The sequence below is a fragment of the Pedobacter sp. KACC 23697 genome (genome assembly GCF_045348445.1).
Classification (GTDB): Bacteria; Bacteroidota; Bacteroidia; order Sphingobacteriales; family Sphingobacteriaceae; genus Pedobacter.
The window spans coordinates 3762980-3778606 of sequence record NZ_CP157485.1 but is presented as its reverse complement, the minus strand read 5'-3'; the positions used below and the strand labels follow the sequence as shown (position 1 = coordinate 3778606).

General features: G+C 37.4%; 11 protein-coding genes. 7 read left to right on the top strand and 4 right to left on the bottom strand.

The window, feature by feature from the left end; all coding sequences use genetic code 11:
• The first annotated feature begins 195 nt into the window (after positions 1 to 195).
• From ABEG20_RS15160 to ABEG20_RS15145, 4 genes are all read left to right on the top strand, one after another.
• Entirely contained in the window at positions 196 to 531 is a 336-nt protein-coding gene (locus ABEG20_RS15160) for a PadR family transcriptional regulator (RefSeq protein ID WP_025145298.1), read from the top strand.
• Between the two features lie 13 nt (positions 532 to 544).
• Positions 545 to 2287, top strand: coding sequence for a PspC domain-containing protein (locus ABEG20_RS15155; RefSeq protein ID WP_406824133.1), 1743 nt, complete (start codon positions 545 to 547; stop codon positions 2285 to 2287).
• Between the two features lie 380 nt (positions 2288 to 2667).
• Complete coding sequence (locus ABEG20_RS15150; protein WP_406824132.1) at positions 2668 to 5121, top strand: TonB-dependent receptor domain-containing protein; 2454 nt, start codon at positions 2668 to 2670, stop codon at positions 5119 to 5121.
• Between the two features lie 142 nt (positions 5122 to 5263).
• Positions 5264 to 5626, top strand: coding sequence for a hypothetical protein (locus tag ABEG20_RS15145; RefSeq protein ID WP_406824131.1), 363 nt, complete (start codon positions 5264 to 5266; stop codon positions 5624 to 5626).
• A 398-nt stretch (positions 5627 to 6024) separates the two neighbouring features.
• Here ABEG20_RS15145 and ABEG20_RS15140 read toward each other — a convergent pair whose 3' ends face one another.
• Together ABEG20_RS15140 and ABEG20_RS15135 are read right to left on the bottom strand one after the other, a co-directional pair.
• Positions 6025 to 6216, bottom strand: a complete 192-nt coding sequence (locus ABEG20_RS15140; protein WP_406824130.1) for a hypothetical protein — start codon at positions 6214 to 6216, stop codon at positions 6025 to 6027.
• 434 nt (positions 6217 to 6650) lie between these two features.
• Positions 6651 to 7028 carry a nuclear transport factor 2 family protein gene (locus ABEG20_RS15135; RefSeq protein WP_406824129.1) on the bottom strand — a complete coding sequence of 126 codons (378 nt, stop codon included), beginning with the start codon at positions 7026 to 7028 and terminating at the stop codon, positions 6651 to 6653.
• 704 nt (positions 7029 to 7732) lie between these two features.
• Between ABEG20_RS15135 and ABEG20_RS15130 the strand changes: the two genes are divergently transcribed.
• The gene (locus ABEG20_RS15130) at positions 7733 to 7939 is read left to right on the top strand and encodes a hypothetical protein (protein ID WP_406824128.1); all 207 of its coding nucleotides are present in this window, start codon (positions 7733 to 7735) and stop codon (positions 7937 to 7939) included.
• Between the two features lie 395 nt (positions 7940 to 8334).
• Here ABEG20_RS15130 and ABEG20_RS15125 read toward each other — a convergent pair whose 3' ends face one another.
• Positions 8335 to 10128 carry a GNAT family N-acetyltransferase gene (locus ABEG20_RS15125; RefSeq protein ID WP_406824127.1) on the bottom strand — a complete coding sequence of 598 codons (1794 nt, stop codon included), beginning with the start codon at positions 10126 to 10128 and terminating at the stop codon, positions 8335 to 8337.
• A gap of 98 nt (positions 10129 to 10226) precedes the next feature.
• Positions 10227 to 11117 (bottom strand): DUF2806 domain-containing protein, encoded by an 891-nt coding sequence (locus tag ABEG20_RS15120; protein WP_406824126.1) that lies wholly within the window; start codon positions 11115 to 11117, stop codon positions 10227 to 10229.
• A 255-nt stretch (positions 11118 to 11372) separates the two neighbouring features.
• Here ABEG20_RS15120 and ABEG20_RS15115 point away from each other — a divergent pair, with 255 nt between their 5' ends.
• Both ABEG20_RS15115 and ABEG20_RS15110 read left to right on the top strand, forming a co-directional pair.
• Positions 11373 to 13448 carry an FUSC family membrane protein gene (locus ABEG20_RS15115; protein WP_406824125.1) on the top strand — a complete coding sequence of 692 codons (2076 nt, stop codon included), beginning with the start codon at positions 11373 to 11375 and terminating at the stop codon, positions 13446 to 13448.
• Positions 13449 to 14413: 965 nt separating this feature from the next.
• The gene (locus ABEG20_RS15110; RefSeq protein WP_406824124.1) at positions 14414 to 15073 is read left to right on the top strand and encodes a GDSL-type esterase/lipase family protein; all 660 of its coding nucleotides are present in this window, start codon (positions 14414 to 14416) and stop codon (positions 15071 to 15073) included.
• Positions 15074 to 15627 lie beyond the last annotated feature (554 nt).

Genomic DNA, 15627 nt, shown 5'->3' with positions numbered 1-15627 from the left:
TGCAAAAACCGAAGTATTACAGGACCTTGCTTTTCTAAAAAACAGTAAAAATTTTCAGCTTTTTAGGAATTATTTTCAAAGCACAAAATTTTATTTAAAATTATATCATTGATAATCAATTATTTGTGTATTTGCTTTGATTTATTTTAGTACTATGTATTGCATGGTAGTATATAAAACATATATCTTTGTTATATGATAGCAGAAAATACGCAAACGCAAATGCGGAAGGGAATTCTGGAATACTGTGTTTTATCAATCATCTCTCGGGGCGAAATTTACGCTTCGGATATTATTGCCGAATTGAGGTCGGCAAAACTGTTGGTGGTTGAGGGCACATTATATCCATTATTAACCAGGCTTAAGAACAATGGTTTGTTAAGCTACAACTGGGTAGAGTCTACCTCAGGCCCACCGCGTAAATATTATACCTTAACCGAAGATGGTCGGGGCATTTTATCACAATTAGATCAAACCTGGCAGGAGCTGGCTTATGCCGTAGGTATTTCACAAAAAGGAGCCAATTCATAATTACTAAAAAGAAATGGAAAAGACCATCATCATCAATATAGGAAACACAATTATTCACATTGAAGAAAGTGCTTACGAGCGCTTAAAAGCCTACTTAAACGAAGTAAAAAACTATTTTGCCAATCATGCAGATGATCTCGAAATTGTAACGGATATTGAAAACAGGATTGCCGAATTGTTGACTGAGCAATTGGAAGAGCAGAAGAAACAGGTGGTAGATTCGGCCAATGTAAACGCGGTAATTGCGCAAATGGGCCGGGTGCAGGATTTTGATACAGCTGAAGAAGGCGAAGAGCAACCAGTGATCAACAATACCTACCAACACCAGTATGTAGAGAAAAAACTATACCGCGATATGGACGACCGCGTGGTAGCAGGAGTTTGTGCGGGTATTGCACATTTTGTAAACGCAGATCCGAAATGGATCAGGCTGGCTACTTTGCTGATCAGTTTTGTTGGTGGATTTGGCATATTGGTATATGCCCTGCTTTGGATTATTATGCCTAAAGCAAAATCACGTGTAGAAAAAATGGAGATGAAAGGCGAACCCGCAAACCTTCAGGGTTTTCAAAAGAACCTGGATGAAGAATTACAGGCTGTTAAAGAGCGTTTAGGCGAAGTAAATAAACATGCACAGCCTATATTTGCACGCTTAGGCATTTTTATCGGTGAGTTTTTCGAATGGCTTGGCCGTTTTATTTCAGGTACCGGAAAGGTAATTTTTAAAGTAATTGCTGGCTTTATCGTGGTGTTTGGGATATTGTTTTTACTGGCCTTAATTATTGGTACAGCTGCATTTCAGGGGTTTTGGGATGCCAGCATCTATGAATATTTTCCATTCTCCATTATCAACGAAAGCAATAGAGGAATCATTTTGTTTGGTGCATTTATTGTATGTTTTGTGCCGGTTTTGGCTTTGGTATTGTTCTCGATCAGGGTAGCCTTTAATAAACAGGCCATAAATAAAACACTCTCTTTCGCGCTGTTGATTATCTGGCTGGCAGGTGTGGCAGTAACCGGTTATCAGGCAGCCAGGATTTCATCAGAATTTAAACAACATGCAGAGTTAACACAAACCACTGACCTGAAAGCCTATCCGGTATATACCATCAATATCGATAAAAGTAAATATTTCAGCAAAGAAGATAGCGTGGCTTACCACATTGATGCGAACAACCGCCACCAGATTGTAGTTGATGATTTTGAAGATGGGCCATTTGTTTCGCCAAACCACATCCGTATCGACATTAATAAAAGCGAAACTGGTGTTACCCGTTTAACACAGAAATATGAATCGCAGGGTAAAACCTTTCAAAGCGCGTTGCAAAATGCGCAGAACATTAGCTACAATTATGTAGTAAAAGATTCTGAACTGATTTTTAGTCCGCGGTTTCAATTGAGAAAGGGAACCATCTGGAGAAACCAGGAAGTAAGGTTAAATCTGGAAATCCCGGTGGGTACAAAACTAATTTTAAAGCAGGATGCTTACCGTTACGTTAATAACTACTGGACCTGGGAATGTAACGACAGCGAAAATGATCACAACGATTCTAGCATATGGATCATGACCGATGATGGTTTGAAGTGTGTTGCCAAGTTAAAGGAAGAAGCGTTAAAAAAACAAAAGCTAAAAGGAGAATTATACGAATTAGAATTGTTGCAAAAGAATAAAACTGATGATGTGATTTATCAGGATTCTGTTTCAAACCGGATCAGGGAGGTTAAAGGAGAGTTAGGGGTTGGGAATGAAGAATGATAGCATTGCTAGCGGGTTTTAAACTTTAATAGGAATGAAGTTTTACCAATAGCTCGTCCTTGCCTTGCCTCGGCTCGCCGCCGCCGAAGGGCTCTTTCTTTTTGCTGCCAAAAAGAAACAAAAACCACCGGCTGAAAATTTTTCTATCAAAGTCAGTAATATGGCAAGGAGCGTGCAGCCCGAAAAATTTGTTAGGCCGGAATAAAGTAGAACGGAGATACAGTGTTTTGGCCTAGTTGGGTGGAAATGCATTAACATAACAAATCGCTTATTAATAAGCTATGATAAAATAAAGTCCATTGCTACGAGAAATTTAAAAACCTCGTCGCAATGGCGATAAAATGCAGACGGGATAAAAGCATACCTAAAAAGAAGAAACCATGAAAACATTATTTACGCTAATTGCATGCCTGATGGTGTGTGGGGCTTCTTTTGCCCAAAAATTAAATAAACTTACGGGCAAAATCGTTGATGAAAAAAGCGTTCCGGTGCCATTTGCGGTGGTTCGGGTGCTGAATTATCCGGATACCACTGTCGCCAAAAGTGTATCCACTGATATAGACGGAGAGTTTAATATTGAGCAGTTAAAAAGTGGCGATTATATACTTTCGGTTTCGATCGTTGGTTTTAAAAACAAAAAGACAGACCGTTTTTCGCTTCAGGGAGATTTAAAATTACCTGCAATCAGTATCGAGAACTTAACCAAACAATTGAAAGAAGTGAGCGTACAAGGTAGAAAACCTTTTGTTGAGCACCAGATTGATAAAACCGTGCTGAATGTGGAAAACAGTATTGTTTCATCAGGTAGTACCGCACTCGAGATTTTAGAAAAAGCGCCTGGTGTACAGATTGACAGGCAAAATGAACGGGTTTTATTGAACAATAAATCAGGTGTAACGGTAATGATTGATGGAAAGAACAATTTTTTATCAGCTGCTGATTTAACTATTTATCTAAATAACTTAAGCAGTAGCCAGATTGCAACCATTGAAATTATCACCAATCCATCAGCTAAATACGATGCGGCGGGTAATTCAGGAATTATCAACATTAAACTGAAAAAGAATAAGGCATTTGGTACAAACGGAAGCGTTTCATCAACCTATCGTAATGCAATAAGGGCTAATTTGCCTACCAATATTTACGGATCGGAGTTCAATTTTAATTTAAATCACCGCGTAGAAAAGTGGAATTTTTACACCAATGCAAATGCTTCAAAGAATAATAATTTTTCGAATTTACTTTTAGATCGAAGTACCAATGCAAATGGTTTGCAGAGTGTATTTAATCAGGATTTCCAAAAACTATATACCGGATCGCGCCTGGCCGCAAAATTGGGTGCTGATTATTTTGTGAATGAAAAAACGACCATCGGGGTGATGTTTGACGGTAGTAGCAGTACGCGGAAACTGGATAATTTCTCTCAAACCTTTATAAACGAAACTCAGGCTGGTGTAGTAAGCAACAATTCATTGATCCAGTATTCTGATGCCAATACGCCAAACAAAAACTATAGTGTAAATTTTAATATCAGACACGATTTTAAAAAGGAAGGTGCGAGTTTAAATTTCGATGCCGATTTTTCTGGTTTTGATTATTCGGGACTGGAAAATTTTAATACCAATTTTTACGACGAAAAAGGGCTGATTTACAACAATACCATCATTAAAAATGATAGTAAAACAGCCATTGATATTTATGCGGCAAAAACCGATTTTACCTGGCCATTATCAAAAACGACCAAACTGGAAACCGGCCTGAAAAGTACTTATGTAAAAACCAATAACGATTTTCTGTCGTCGGCATTTCTCAATAACGAATGGCAGAATATTGTAGGACAGAGCAATAATTTTATTTATAAGGAAAACGTAAACGCCGCTTATGCGAATTTATCAAAGGATATGGGCAAGTGGCAGGTTCAGACAGGTTTAAGGGCAGAGTACACTCAATCTACGGGTACATCGGTAACCAATAATACTGTGGCAAAACAGCATTATTTATCGTTGTTCCCAACAGTTTTTGTTAGTCAGAAAATTTCGGAGAGCAGTAATTTACGTTATTCGTATGGCAGGCGGATAGATCGCCCCAATTACCAGCAGTTAAATCCATTTAATTTTTACATGGATCCTTACACCATACAACAGGGCAATCCGTATTTGAAACCTCAGTTTACCAATAATTTCGAAGTGAGTTATAATTATAAAAGTGGATTATCATTTTCTTTGGGTTATTCAAAAACAAAAGACCTCATTTTGGATAGTAAAACGGCGCAAAACGATAGCACCAGGATTGTTACGGTTGGACAGGGCAACATAGGCAGCGGACAATATTATACAGCTGGGTTATATTTTCCTTTGGCCATTACCAAATGGTGGAACCTCCAGAACAATTTTAGTTTATTTTATAACAAATTCAACGATGATAATTTAGAAGGAGCTCCTTTTATGTTGAGTAAAGTATCGTATAATGTTAACATCAGCAGCTCCATCACTTTGCCTGATAACTGGACATTGGAAACCAATTTCTGGTTAAATTCTCCCCGGGTACGTGGTTTGGAACGGACTATTATTTATCAGAATGCCTTAAATATGGGCGTACAAAAAAGTTTCTTAAACAAAGCTTTAAAACTTAGGTTAAATGTCGATGATATCTTCCAGACCAATTACTGGAAAGGTACATTGGATTATCAAAATGTGAATTTAAGGGTCCAGAACAATTACATTAGCAGAAGGGCTTCGTTCAATGTCAGTTATAGCTTTGGTAACCAGAATTTAAAGTCGAACCAAAACCGTAAAACAGCGGCAGATGATATTAAGAACAGAGCGGGAGGGTAAGGGAGTTTGGAGTTGGGCGTTCGGAGTCGTGAGTTTGAAGTCCAGGGTCTTGAGTTTTTAGTCCGGAGTCCGGAAAGTCAGAGGTCAGAAGTTTGGGAGGCAAATCCCCAGTTAACCAATTTAAACAATTAACCATTTCAATATGAAAAATATCTTTTACAGCATCGCAATTTTAGTTGTCGCTTTAATTTTTGGCTGCAATGGTGGTGAAGGACATTTATCGGTAAGCACGATAGACAACCAATCTGACTTTAAATTTGAAGCAAATTACGCCGAAAGTAAAACAGATAAACTGGAGAAATACCTCGACAGTGCTTTAAACAACGAACTTCCATTGGATCAGCATATCGATCTGTCTGTAAACTTAAATGGCAGCGATAAGTTTAACCTTAAAGCTAAAAAGGGTTGGCTCGAAATTAACTTCGATAAAAGGAACAGTACAGCCGCAGGTTATATGAAAGTGAAAAAACTGACGGAAGGGATTAAAAAGAAGTTGATGGAGTAATCGCGTTTTTAACCACAGAGATCACAGAGAAACGCACAGAAGGCACAGAGCTGGGTGGTCTTTGACTATGCTCATACTAACAATTGGTAATGAAAAATCTGCGAATATCTGTATAATCTGCAGGAAATCAATATTGTCATTCTGAACGCAGTGAAGAATCTTTTTCTTAACACAGCTTAAAGATGGAAGGTGTATAAAACAGATAGTTTGCCGGCTGTTCTTTTGCAACCTGATCTTCGGACTTCTACATTTATCTATTTGATCTGCAGAATTTAGATGTTGTCATTCTGAACGCAGTGAAGAATCTTTAATTAGTATAACTTAAGAAGATTGGTTTGTTAGTTCACAAAAAAACGCCCATACTTTTCGGCATGAGCGCTTTTGCTTGTTTATTACCTTTAATGTTTTACATCAGCAGGGGCATTGGTAGTCGAATCTGCTGTTGAATCAGTTTTTGTACTATCAATCACCTTGTTGGTGTCGGTGTATTTGTACATGCTATCGGCATTTTCCTGATCAGCTTTTTTACCACTACAGGCTGACAATGCTAGGCCAAAGGTGGCTATTAAAATTATTATTTTCGTTTTCATATCAAATGGTTATAGGTGTGCTTATATAATCCTTTTTAAAAGGCAATTGTTTTGGGAAAGGGTAAATTAGTCGGGAGTCGGGTAACCGGGGTCAGAAGTTTAGGCGCATTTTTTTAACCACAAAGGGCACGAAGAAAAGAAGCGCAGAGGGCACGAAGCAGTACGGGGGCGAATCAGTTTGTCTGAAAGAGTACGTCATTGCGAACTTAGGGGCAGGGTTGTAATAGTGGCGTGAAGCAATCTTAGTAGTTAAGTATTTATATCCTAAATCTAAATCAAGCTAAGGGCTTACGCTAAAATGGAACTCCCATAGTTATAGTCTTTTGCGTTGTTCTCTTTTTATCGTCCATTTCAGTAATAACGGATTGATAATTAGTTCAAATAAGATAGTAAAAATAGCTTCCATAGTTTTTTAAATTATCATCAATTCAATACTAACTTATATCCGTTAATTTAATAACCTTACCGCTTTCGAATAAAAAGACCGATCTGCCCGAAAGGTTTAGTGCCTCGCCTGCTTTAAGACCATTGGGAAGGTTTATAGCCAATACGGCATGATAATCAATTTCTATTTCTACTTCCTGTGCAGTATGTTTGATTGATTTAATGCGTTGTTCCCTTGTTTTAAAATATGTTTTTGCCTGTTCTGCCTGCTCTTTAAAAGCAGCTATACCCTTTAGTGACATATTGGTTTCGTTATTCTCAACATTTTCAAAAACTACGTTTTCATCAAAATTTGCAACCATATTGTCTACATCAAAGTTGTTATAGGCTTCAATATATTTTCTAACAATTTCTTCTTCTAAAGGCATAGTATCGGTCGGTATCAAGCTATATAAGGTTTACTTCGTACTAAATTTGACGTCGAATTAAAGATATAAGTATTTGGTGATCCGTGCAAGTGATAGGAGAATACAATTTGGGTTGATCTTCTATTAAGCTCCACTCGTCCGTCATCCGATAGTTGTCGGATCTCGTGCATGCGGGAATCTTAATGATTTTGTGCTTTACCACCAAGAGCACAAAGAAAGCAGTCTGAAAAATTTCGTCATTGCGAACTGAAAGGTAGGGCTGTTGCGGTGGCGTAAAGCAATCGTTTTAGCAGAATATCGAAGGTGATCGTCACCCTGAATTTATTTCAGGGTCTCTCCAATAATTAACATATCAGTATACACTATAAATTCTTCTTCTAATAAATTTTTTAAGCAGCTTAATTATAAATTTTTGCTATATTTATGTCGCGAACACAGTTAGGCATTTATTTAATTTTTTTGAAATGCATCTAACAAAAAATCAAATTACCTTAGCTAAACTGGAGTTTAGTTATTGCACACTAAAAAAGCCAGTTAACGTAAACCTGGCCCAAAATTCAACTCAATTTTTAAAATAGCTCCGCGGCAAACCATCATCTGGTAAAGCCTGCGATTGGTATGTGCTCTTTGTAAACCAAAACCACGAGGTTTTTTGCTGGCACAAACTAAAGCAACAGGTAAAACCCATTAACTGCATACAGCAAATGGCAGGCTTAGCATTCGCTTGTAATGCTTATGGTGTACTGGTGTTAAACTATTGCGATGTGAAAAGCATTAAGGTTAACCCTCTCGATGAACTTTTTGTAAGTACCTGCTTTAATACCTGCGCAAAGCTAAACATCGAAATTATTGATTATGTAATCTGTAATGCGCAAACGCATTATAGTTTTAGGGATGGGTATAGAGATTAAAATATTTGGGCTGTTGAAAGACAGCCCAGTATATGTTGTTCTGTTTATGGTTCTTCGTTGGCCAATCGTCATTGCGAACCGAAGGTATGGGTATTGAGGTGGAGTGAAGCAATCTTTTTAGATGTTTTATTTACTTATCAAAATTCAATAAATCACAAGTCAGGCCATTGCACCGGCTTAGGGCGCTAAGACTTGCGCTAGAATGAGTATTATAGTTATTCTTCGGCAATGTCGTTGCGAACCGAAGGGTATGGGTAGTGAGTTGGTGTGAAGCAATCTTTTTAGAAAATATTTACGCACCTAAATTTTAAATAAGGCACAAGCCAGGCAATTGCATCAGCCTGGGACGCTAAGACTTGCGATAGATCTGTGGGCACACTTAAGCTAGCAAAGTGTTATGAGCCAATTCTCTTTTCCATTAATATTGACTTATATACCTTTCCCTTAAGAAAATTAGGCAATTCTTCTATTTGTTTATAATCCATTTTTTCATATAGACTAAGAACTTGATCTTTAGCAACCAATCTAATTACTGAAACGTTGTTCCTTTTCGCTATATTTTCAACTTCAGCTAATAGCCTCGTTGCAATTCCCATTCTTCTAAACCCTTTATCAACTGCTATGAATATTACATATAGAGATGAGCCATTTATGTTAAAGTGTAAAGGAAAGTTTGATATTTCTTCAAACTTCTCAAATTTTTTTTCGTTCCAGATAACTGTTTCAATGTATCCAACTATTTTATTGTTTTTTCTTTGTTTTACTACTAAAAAACCGTCATTAAACATCTTACGTCTGTTGTTTAGTGTTTCTTCTGATGCTGCATTTCCATGCTCTATATCAATTTCAATATTATATATGTTTTTTATGTCATTATCTGCTGCTTTTGTAATAAAATAATTATCCTTTCTTCCCCTAATACTAAACTCGCTATTTTTTGTTTTTTTTTCTTGAAGAATCGAGTCATTAACACTATTTTCGAAATAGAATACTGCCCCATCATTATTATCGAGATTTTCATATTTAGCAAAATAAGTATAAGTATTATCCCTTTCAATTTTTTTATTTGGTATAAGCTGATCAATTACATTTTTATTTTTAATAATCAAAATTTTTGGTAAAAGTAATTCACGAGGAAAATTCAATGAAATGTTAATATTTCTTATATTTTTTATACTCCAATGATCCGTATCACCTTTTAAATTCATTGTTTTATACCAGCAGAAATAGTACTTAATGTTAATACTTTCTTTAAACTTTACAGGATTATTCAAATATATTTTAAAAACTTTTTGGTGATTTATATCTTTTTCGATCAATGCATTAAGTTTCTTATTGTCTTTATCATATGCTAAAAAATTCATAATATTTGCATCATGAAAACCATCGGCAGTTGTTGTAAATTTTAGAAATTCGATTGTCGTATTGGATTCATTAACTCCTTCTTTTGTGTACTTTGCGAAGTAATTACCATCTGTGTCGATTCTTGCAAAAAAGCTTATTGAATTTACTAAAAAAGGCTCTGCAGTTAATTCAATATTCTCATAAATTCTATCTATGATATTAGGTCTTAATAACTCATGATTATAAGAAAATTTGCTTAATCCATTTATGAAAAATTTCATCCAGTTCTCTTTCATGTGCATCGGCAAAAAATATTCACTATGTGATTTGTAGCTTTCATAGTTTTGAATAAAATTGATATTATCTAAAGGAATATCTGTAAAACCAACTTTACCTGCTTTTCCACAATCTTTATCAATAATCCTTCTCGTGTATTTGAGAAACCATTCTAGTGAGCCATGATCATTTTTTAATACTGCAAATTGCTTGTTTTTTATCATAGGTCTAAAATCTGTTTTCTCATTTAAGATTGAGCCACAGAAAATAATCTTATCAAATTTAATAACATCATATTTTTTCATTGCTTGATAAACAATATAAGTTCCAAAACTATGAGCAACAACTGACGGTGGAAATTTATTGTCTTTGATATTCTCACTATAAAAACTGCAAAATTTTTCGAGGATTTTTTCCCTATGTTTTTTTCTTACAAATTTCCAAAAACTGAAATAACCATAGTCAAAATAGAGTATTTCCAAGTTGTGATCTTTAGCTTCTTGAAAAGTGGGTAAATTCTCATACCACCGATTGGTTCTTCTTATTCCGTGAACAGTTATTATTTTCATTAGTAATTGTTATTAACATCTTCAATATTTATTTTTTAATATAGATGTGTTGGCTCGCTTGACTATTCGATGTATTAAGTAAGCTTAAATAGTTGATATTAACAATTTGGCCTTAAATATTCTAAATCTTCATCCGTTGCTTCCCTGAATTCTATCTTCCGACTTATTTTACAATCAGCTAAAAAAGAATTAAAATACGAATCATCTTTCGGTGTTTTAATGATGTTCATTAATTCTAAGCCTTCTTCGGTTAATTGCGTCACGTCAAAAGTTAAGTCTTTATTTGTGCCGGGAATAAGAACATACATTTTGTCTCCACGTGAAATGAAACAGCCATTAACACCTTCATACAAGGCCAAAGGAGACACAAGATTGTCAGCTGAATGTACTAAACGGGCAGATCTTAAGATTTGCAAATCAGAATATCTTAATCCAAATTTTTTGTAAATTTCACCTCCTGGAGGGTGATAAATTCCAACGTGATCAAAAGAAAATGAGCAAAACGTTTCAAATATTTTACCTTCTTTTTGAGAGATATTACTTAGAACTTCTAGCGTTCTGACACTTGTTTTTCCAGGTTTATTTATTTCATTTGCGAGAATGTTTGCCCATATCTCTTGCATTTCATCATTCGAAATATCTTTTGCCTTATTGAAAAAACGGGTTTTCCAATCTTGATCGATATCCTCAAGCACATCCGATTCTTTGAGGTACTTTACAGTCTTTTGTGCAATATCTTCGATATTTATTTGACGATCTATCTCCTGAATCAATATCCTATTGTGAGCCTTTTCTGCTATTGTTAGTTCAGCTTTAGATGAAATAATTAGACCTTTTGCTTTAGCTTCTGCCATCTTTTCAATTCGATATGCTTCGGCATCTGCTTTGCGTCTTATTTTTGTTGGTTCATATAAACTACCGATGCCCTCACCAATGAGTGTAATAAGTTTTTCAAGAGGTTTTCCGGTTATAATTAAGGGATTTTGCATTATCGAGAGCGATATTTTGTCAGCAATATAGAAAAAATATTTTATTAGGTATCTTAATATTCCCTTTTCCTCCCCTAATATACAGCGCCATTACAAAAGTAGAATCATAAGATTAAGTTATGTACATATAACTACTCCTCTAAAGTCCAAAGAACAAATCGGTATCTGGTTTTATATAATCATTTGCTATGCATGCATTATAAATATCTTATCTTTGCGGCGTTTAACATTTTATCCGCATTCATTATCCTATTCATGGGCAAAAACAGCATCGGCTCTACCATTTCGTATTTCTTTTTGGGTGAGTATTTTTCTGATGCCCTGCGCACCACCATTACCGTGGTATTGCCCATTATTTTATTCTTTTACCTGGGCAATCCTGAGGCCGCTAAAGGAATCGGGGTTGGTGCTTTGCTGATCAGTTTAACCGACTTGCCCGATAACCGACTGAATAAACTGAAAACTGCACTATGGAGTATCCTGGTCTTTTTCGCGACTACGCTGGTGGTTTCGTCGGTTTTAGATGATGTTTACTTTACCGCTGTTGTGGTGGTCATTGCCGCGTTTAGCTTTTCGATGTTTGCCGTATATGGGCAGAAACTCTCGCTCATCGGCACCATGGCGTTAATTGTATGTGCCTTTGTGATGGGGCTTCACCCTGCAAATCCACTTTATTTTAGCAGTTATATGCTGGTGGGCGGGGTTTGGTATTATATGATCAGTTTGATCCAAACCTTGCTGCGGCCTTACCGTTCACTTCACCATGCCATTTTCGAATGCCTGATGAGCAGCGCGGTATTTCTAAATGCCAAAGCGAAGAATTACGATGTGGATGTTCCGCTCGATCTGCAACAGAAAGAAGCGATAAAACTGCACATTAAGGTAAATCAGAAACATGAGCTGATCCGCAATTTGTTGCTGACCGATAAGTATGCTATGGATCCCGATAATCCAAAAGGCCGGTTGTTGTTAGAGCGGGCAAGGTTGCTGATTGATCTATATGAACAGTTGAATGCGGTACATTATGATTATGCTTTAGTGCGCAAAACTTTGGCTACTGGTTCCAGTCTGCAACTGATTGCCGGCTTGATTAGATTATTGGCCAGAGAGCTGGAACAATTGGGCAGGCATGTGCGCTCGGCAAAGGCTTATAGAGGAGAAGTAGCCACAAACATCGAGTATCAGCAGAAACGCATCATGTTATTGGAAGAGTTGGAACGTTTAAACGAAAACCAACGAAAAATTGTGTTAAAGGTGCTTTCGAACATGAACGATATTGTGCGCATTATCGAAATGATACGGGGCAACGAGCGTGTACCAGAAAAGGAGCAGCAAGAGTTAAGCGGTACTATTGCCTATCCCTTATTTATTACCGGCGATCGCTTTTCCATTAAAGAACATTTGACCTTAAAATCGCCCATCTTCAGGTTTTCGCTGCGACTGGCCATTTGTTTCCTGTTTGGTTTTCTGCTCATTTGGCAGCTTGAGCCCAGTAAATACAGCTACTGGCTTTTTTTAACACTGGTTATCGTCGCACGGCCTAAATTCTCCATCACCTGGAAACGGAATTTACAGCGTTTAAAGGGGAGTATGGGGGGCGTTGTCATCGGGCTGATCATCGTCTATTTTGTGAAGAGTCCGGCGGTGCTGTTGTCTTTTTCAGTTATTTTTCTTTTGGGGTTTTATGCCTTTAACCGTTTAAACTATACGGTAAGTGTGTTGTGTATTACCCCCGCGGTTATTTTAACCCTGGGCAGTTATCAGGGCCATTTCGACCATATTGTACACGACCGGATTATCTTCACCGTACTGGGCTGTGTAATTGCTATTTTTGCTACCTATTTGTTCCCGATTTGGGACAGCCAACAGCTCAGGGCTAAAATCCTGGATGCGGCTAAAGCCAGCATTCACTACCTTGAAGTAGCGATACAAAACCGGATGGATAGGGATGAAAATCAATCGCGCATGGCCAGAAAAAATGCCAATTTAAGCTTGTCGGCCCTAAGCGAAGCGATTGAATCGGCCAGCCAGGAACCCATGCGGAAGCATATCGATTTTAATGGTTTGTATGGGGTACAGTCGGTCATATATCAGATTAATGCCATTATCACTTCAGTATACCTTTCTGTTAATCATAAGCCGGAGCAGGCCGATCCATTGCTGGTTAAACAAATTGTGAGTAATCTGAGTAATGAAGTGACATTTGATGCATTATCGGGCATTGGTGGCATGGACGTAAATGATGACGATCATTCTACCGGGCAGAAACTGGCGCACATTGCCGCTTTATCGTTTGAATTTAAAAGGTTGAGTGCTGGTTTTAGTGGATAAATTTAATTGTTTGTTTGTGTGAACGGAGTCGATGATCCGGTCGCTTGTCCATAGATTGCGTTGAGTGGTTTTTGAAAATGAAAGGGCAGCAGGTCTTGGCAGCCGGTAGTCCTGCTTTCCATTACAAGTCCTCTCCCGATGAAGAATCGGGATTGCGGGCTTTCCATTTCAATCAGGTTTATTTACAAAGTTCGGTGCTGGTTTCCGACGATAAATTTAATTTTTTGTCAGTCTGTCCAAAGGACTCCTACGGAGAGCGGATTCGAAGACCCTACCAATCATTAATTTTGGATTGTAACCTATCATAAAAAGATCCTTCGACGAGTTACCATTGACGTTAATTCATACTTACTTATTAATGAATGTACTGTGGCATCATGTATTTCCATCTAGCAAGGCCTTAGCACTGTATCACCGTTCTATTTAAATCCGGCCTAATAAATTTTTCGGGCTTCACTGACCAAGCCCTACTACTGGCTTTGAAAGAAAACGGCGTAGCCCTCATGAATGCAGCTGAAAAATATAACAACAGATGAATAAATTTTCAGCCGGCATTTTTTGTTACTTTTTGATGCCAAAAAGTAAGAGCCCTTCGGCGGCGGTGAGCCGAGGCAAGACTTGTGCGAAGGAAAAAACGTCACTCCTATTGATTTTTATACCATAAATTATTCCTCAAGGATGACAGCGGGAGGGAAGCCAGAAATGAAGTCTCTTCTTATCATCGTCATTGCGGGAAGGCTTTTTCAGTCGACAGCCTGTCCCGATTTTCGGGGAAGTAATCTTTATGGTAAGGGTCACTATTGCAATTTTACACCCGCATGAAAGATTGCTTCGTCGTTCCTCCTCGCAATGACGATTTTTTCTTTGGAATCTGTTAGGTTTTGAATAACCGCGTAATAAATTTGATTGAATTGATTGTAAAAAACAGGATATTGGTATATTGTCGACCTTATAACCTGATTGGTATGAAAAAAATATTTTTAAGCTTCTTTTTAATTTCTCTTTTTACCATAACCACTTTTGCCCAAAAGAAACCCAATTTCTGGGATGATGTACAGGTAATTAAAAAGTACGATCAGATGTATAAACCGCCTGTAAACCCGGTGCTTTTTGTAGGTAGTTCATCCATCCGCAAATGGGATGATTGTATGCAGATTTTTGCCAAATACAATGCTTTGAACCGCGGTATAGGCGGTGCAGTGATTAATGATATTACCTATTATTTGAATGATGTAGTTTTTCCTTATCAGCCAAAACAGATTGTACTGTACGTTGGCGAAAATGATCTGCCAAATGAAACGGTAACACCTGATACAGTACTCAACCGTACCATTAACCTGTACAAAGCCATCAGAACCAAACTACCAACGGTGCCTATTGTTTATATTTCAATTAAACCGAGCCCGAGCCGGGATAAGTTTAAAGAAAAAGCAGTAGCATCTAACGCATTGATTAAAAAGTTCTTTGCCAGTGAAGCCAATACTACCTTCGTTGATGTCTATCCTTTAATGTTAACCAAAGATGGAAAACTAAGACCGGAACTTTTTGTGGAAGATATGCTGCACATGAATGCTAAGGGCTACGCCATCTGGCGGAAAGCAGTAGAGCCACATTTATTGAAGTAGATTTTAGGCGGAAGTCCGGTGCCGGAGATCCGAAGACTAAATTTGAATACCAACAGGAAATTCCGTCATTTCGACCGGAGTGCAACGAAGTGGAGAAATCTATCTTAAGGATATTGAGATTAAAATTTATTTGCATCAGGTGATCAAAGTGTATTGGAGTAATGTTACGATGCAATCGTTAAGCTATTGATGCACGCGTTAGAAACGCGCGCAAGTATTAGAGTCTGACAACTAAGGGTTTTACCATATAAGATATATAAGGACACATCAGCTTACATGACCTTCAATTTCTTATATGTTTAGGAATTTTCAGGATGTTGTTCAGCACAAATAAACCACGGTCTTCAATAAACTAGCCCCGATAGAACGGAAAGCCCGGAGCGAAGTATGAGTGAGGACTTGCAGGGAAAGCGGGACCGAACCCAACCTACTAACCACAGGTGGTGCGCTTCAAAATAATAGGAAGACTAAAGCTGAAAGACCAAAGCAAAAAGATTAGATGTTCAAAGATGTCTTTATAAATGGTGCGCATTAAACGATGCAATCGTTAAGCT

Excerpts from the sequence above, each read along its gene's own strand:
- ABEG20_RS15110 (WP_406824124.1), top strand. The coding sequence starts at position 14,414 with ATGAAAAAAATATTTTTAAGCTTCTTTTTAATTTCTCTTTTTACCATA.
- ABEG20_RS15125 (WP_406824127.1), bottom strand. The coding sequence starts at position 10,128 with ATGAAAATAATAACTGTTCACGGAATAAGAAGAACCAATCGGTGGTAT.
- ABEG20_RS15160 (WP_025145298.1), top strand. The coding sequence starts at position 196 with ATGATAGCAGAAAATACGCAAACGCAAATGCGGAAGGGAATTCTGGAA.
- ABEG20_RS15115 (WP_406824125.1), top strand. The coding sequence starts at position 11,373 with ATGGGCAAAAACAGCATCGGCTCTACCATTTCGTATTTCTTTTTGGGT.
- ABEG20_RS15130 (WP_406824128.1), top strand. The coding sequence starts at position 7,733 with ATGGCAGGCTTAGCATTCGCTTGTAATGCTTATGGTGTACTGGTGTTA.
- ABEG20_RS15135 (WP_406824129.1), bottom strand. The coding sequence starts at position 7,028 with ATGCCTTTAGAAGAAGAAATTGTTAGAAAATATATTGAAGCCTATAAC.
- ABEG20_RS15140 (WP_406824130.1), bottom strand. The coding sequence starts at position 6,216 with ATGAAAACGAAAATAATAATTTTAATAGCCACCTTTGGCCTAGCATTG.
- ABEG20_RS15145 (WP_406824131.1), top strand. The coding sequence starts at position 5,264 with ATGAAAAATATCTTTTACAGCATCGCAATTTTAGTTGTCGCTTTAATT.
- ABEG20_RS15120 (WP_406824126.1), bottom strand. The coding sequence starts at position 11,117 with ATGCAAAATCCCTTAATTATAACCGGAAAACCTCTTGAAAAACTTATT.
- ABEG20_RS15150 (WP_406824132.1), top strand. The coding sequence starts at position 2,668 with ATGAAAACATTATTTACGCTAATTGCATGCCTGATGGTGTGTGGGGCT.
- ABEG20_RS15155 (WP_406824133.1), top strand. The coding sequence starts at position 545 with ATGGAAAAGACCATCATCATCAATATAGGAAACACAATTATTCACATT.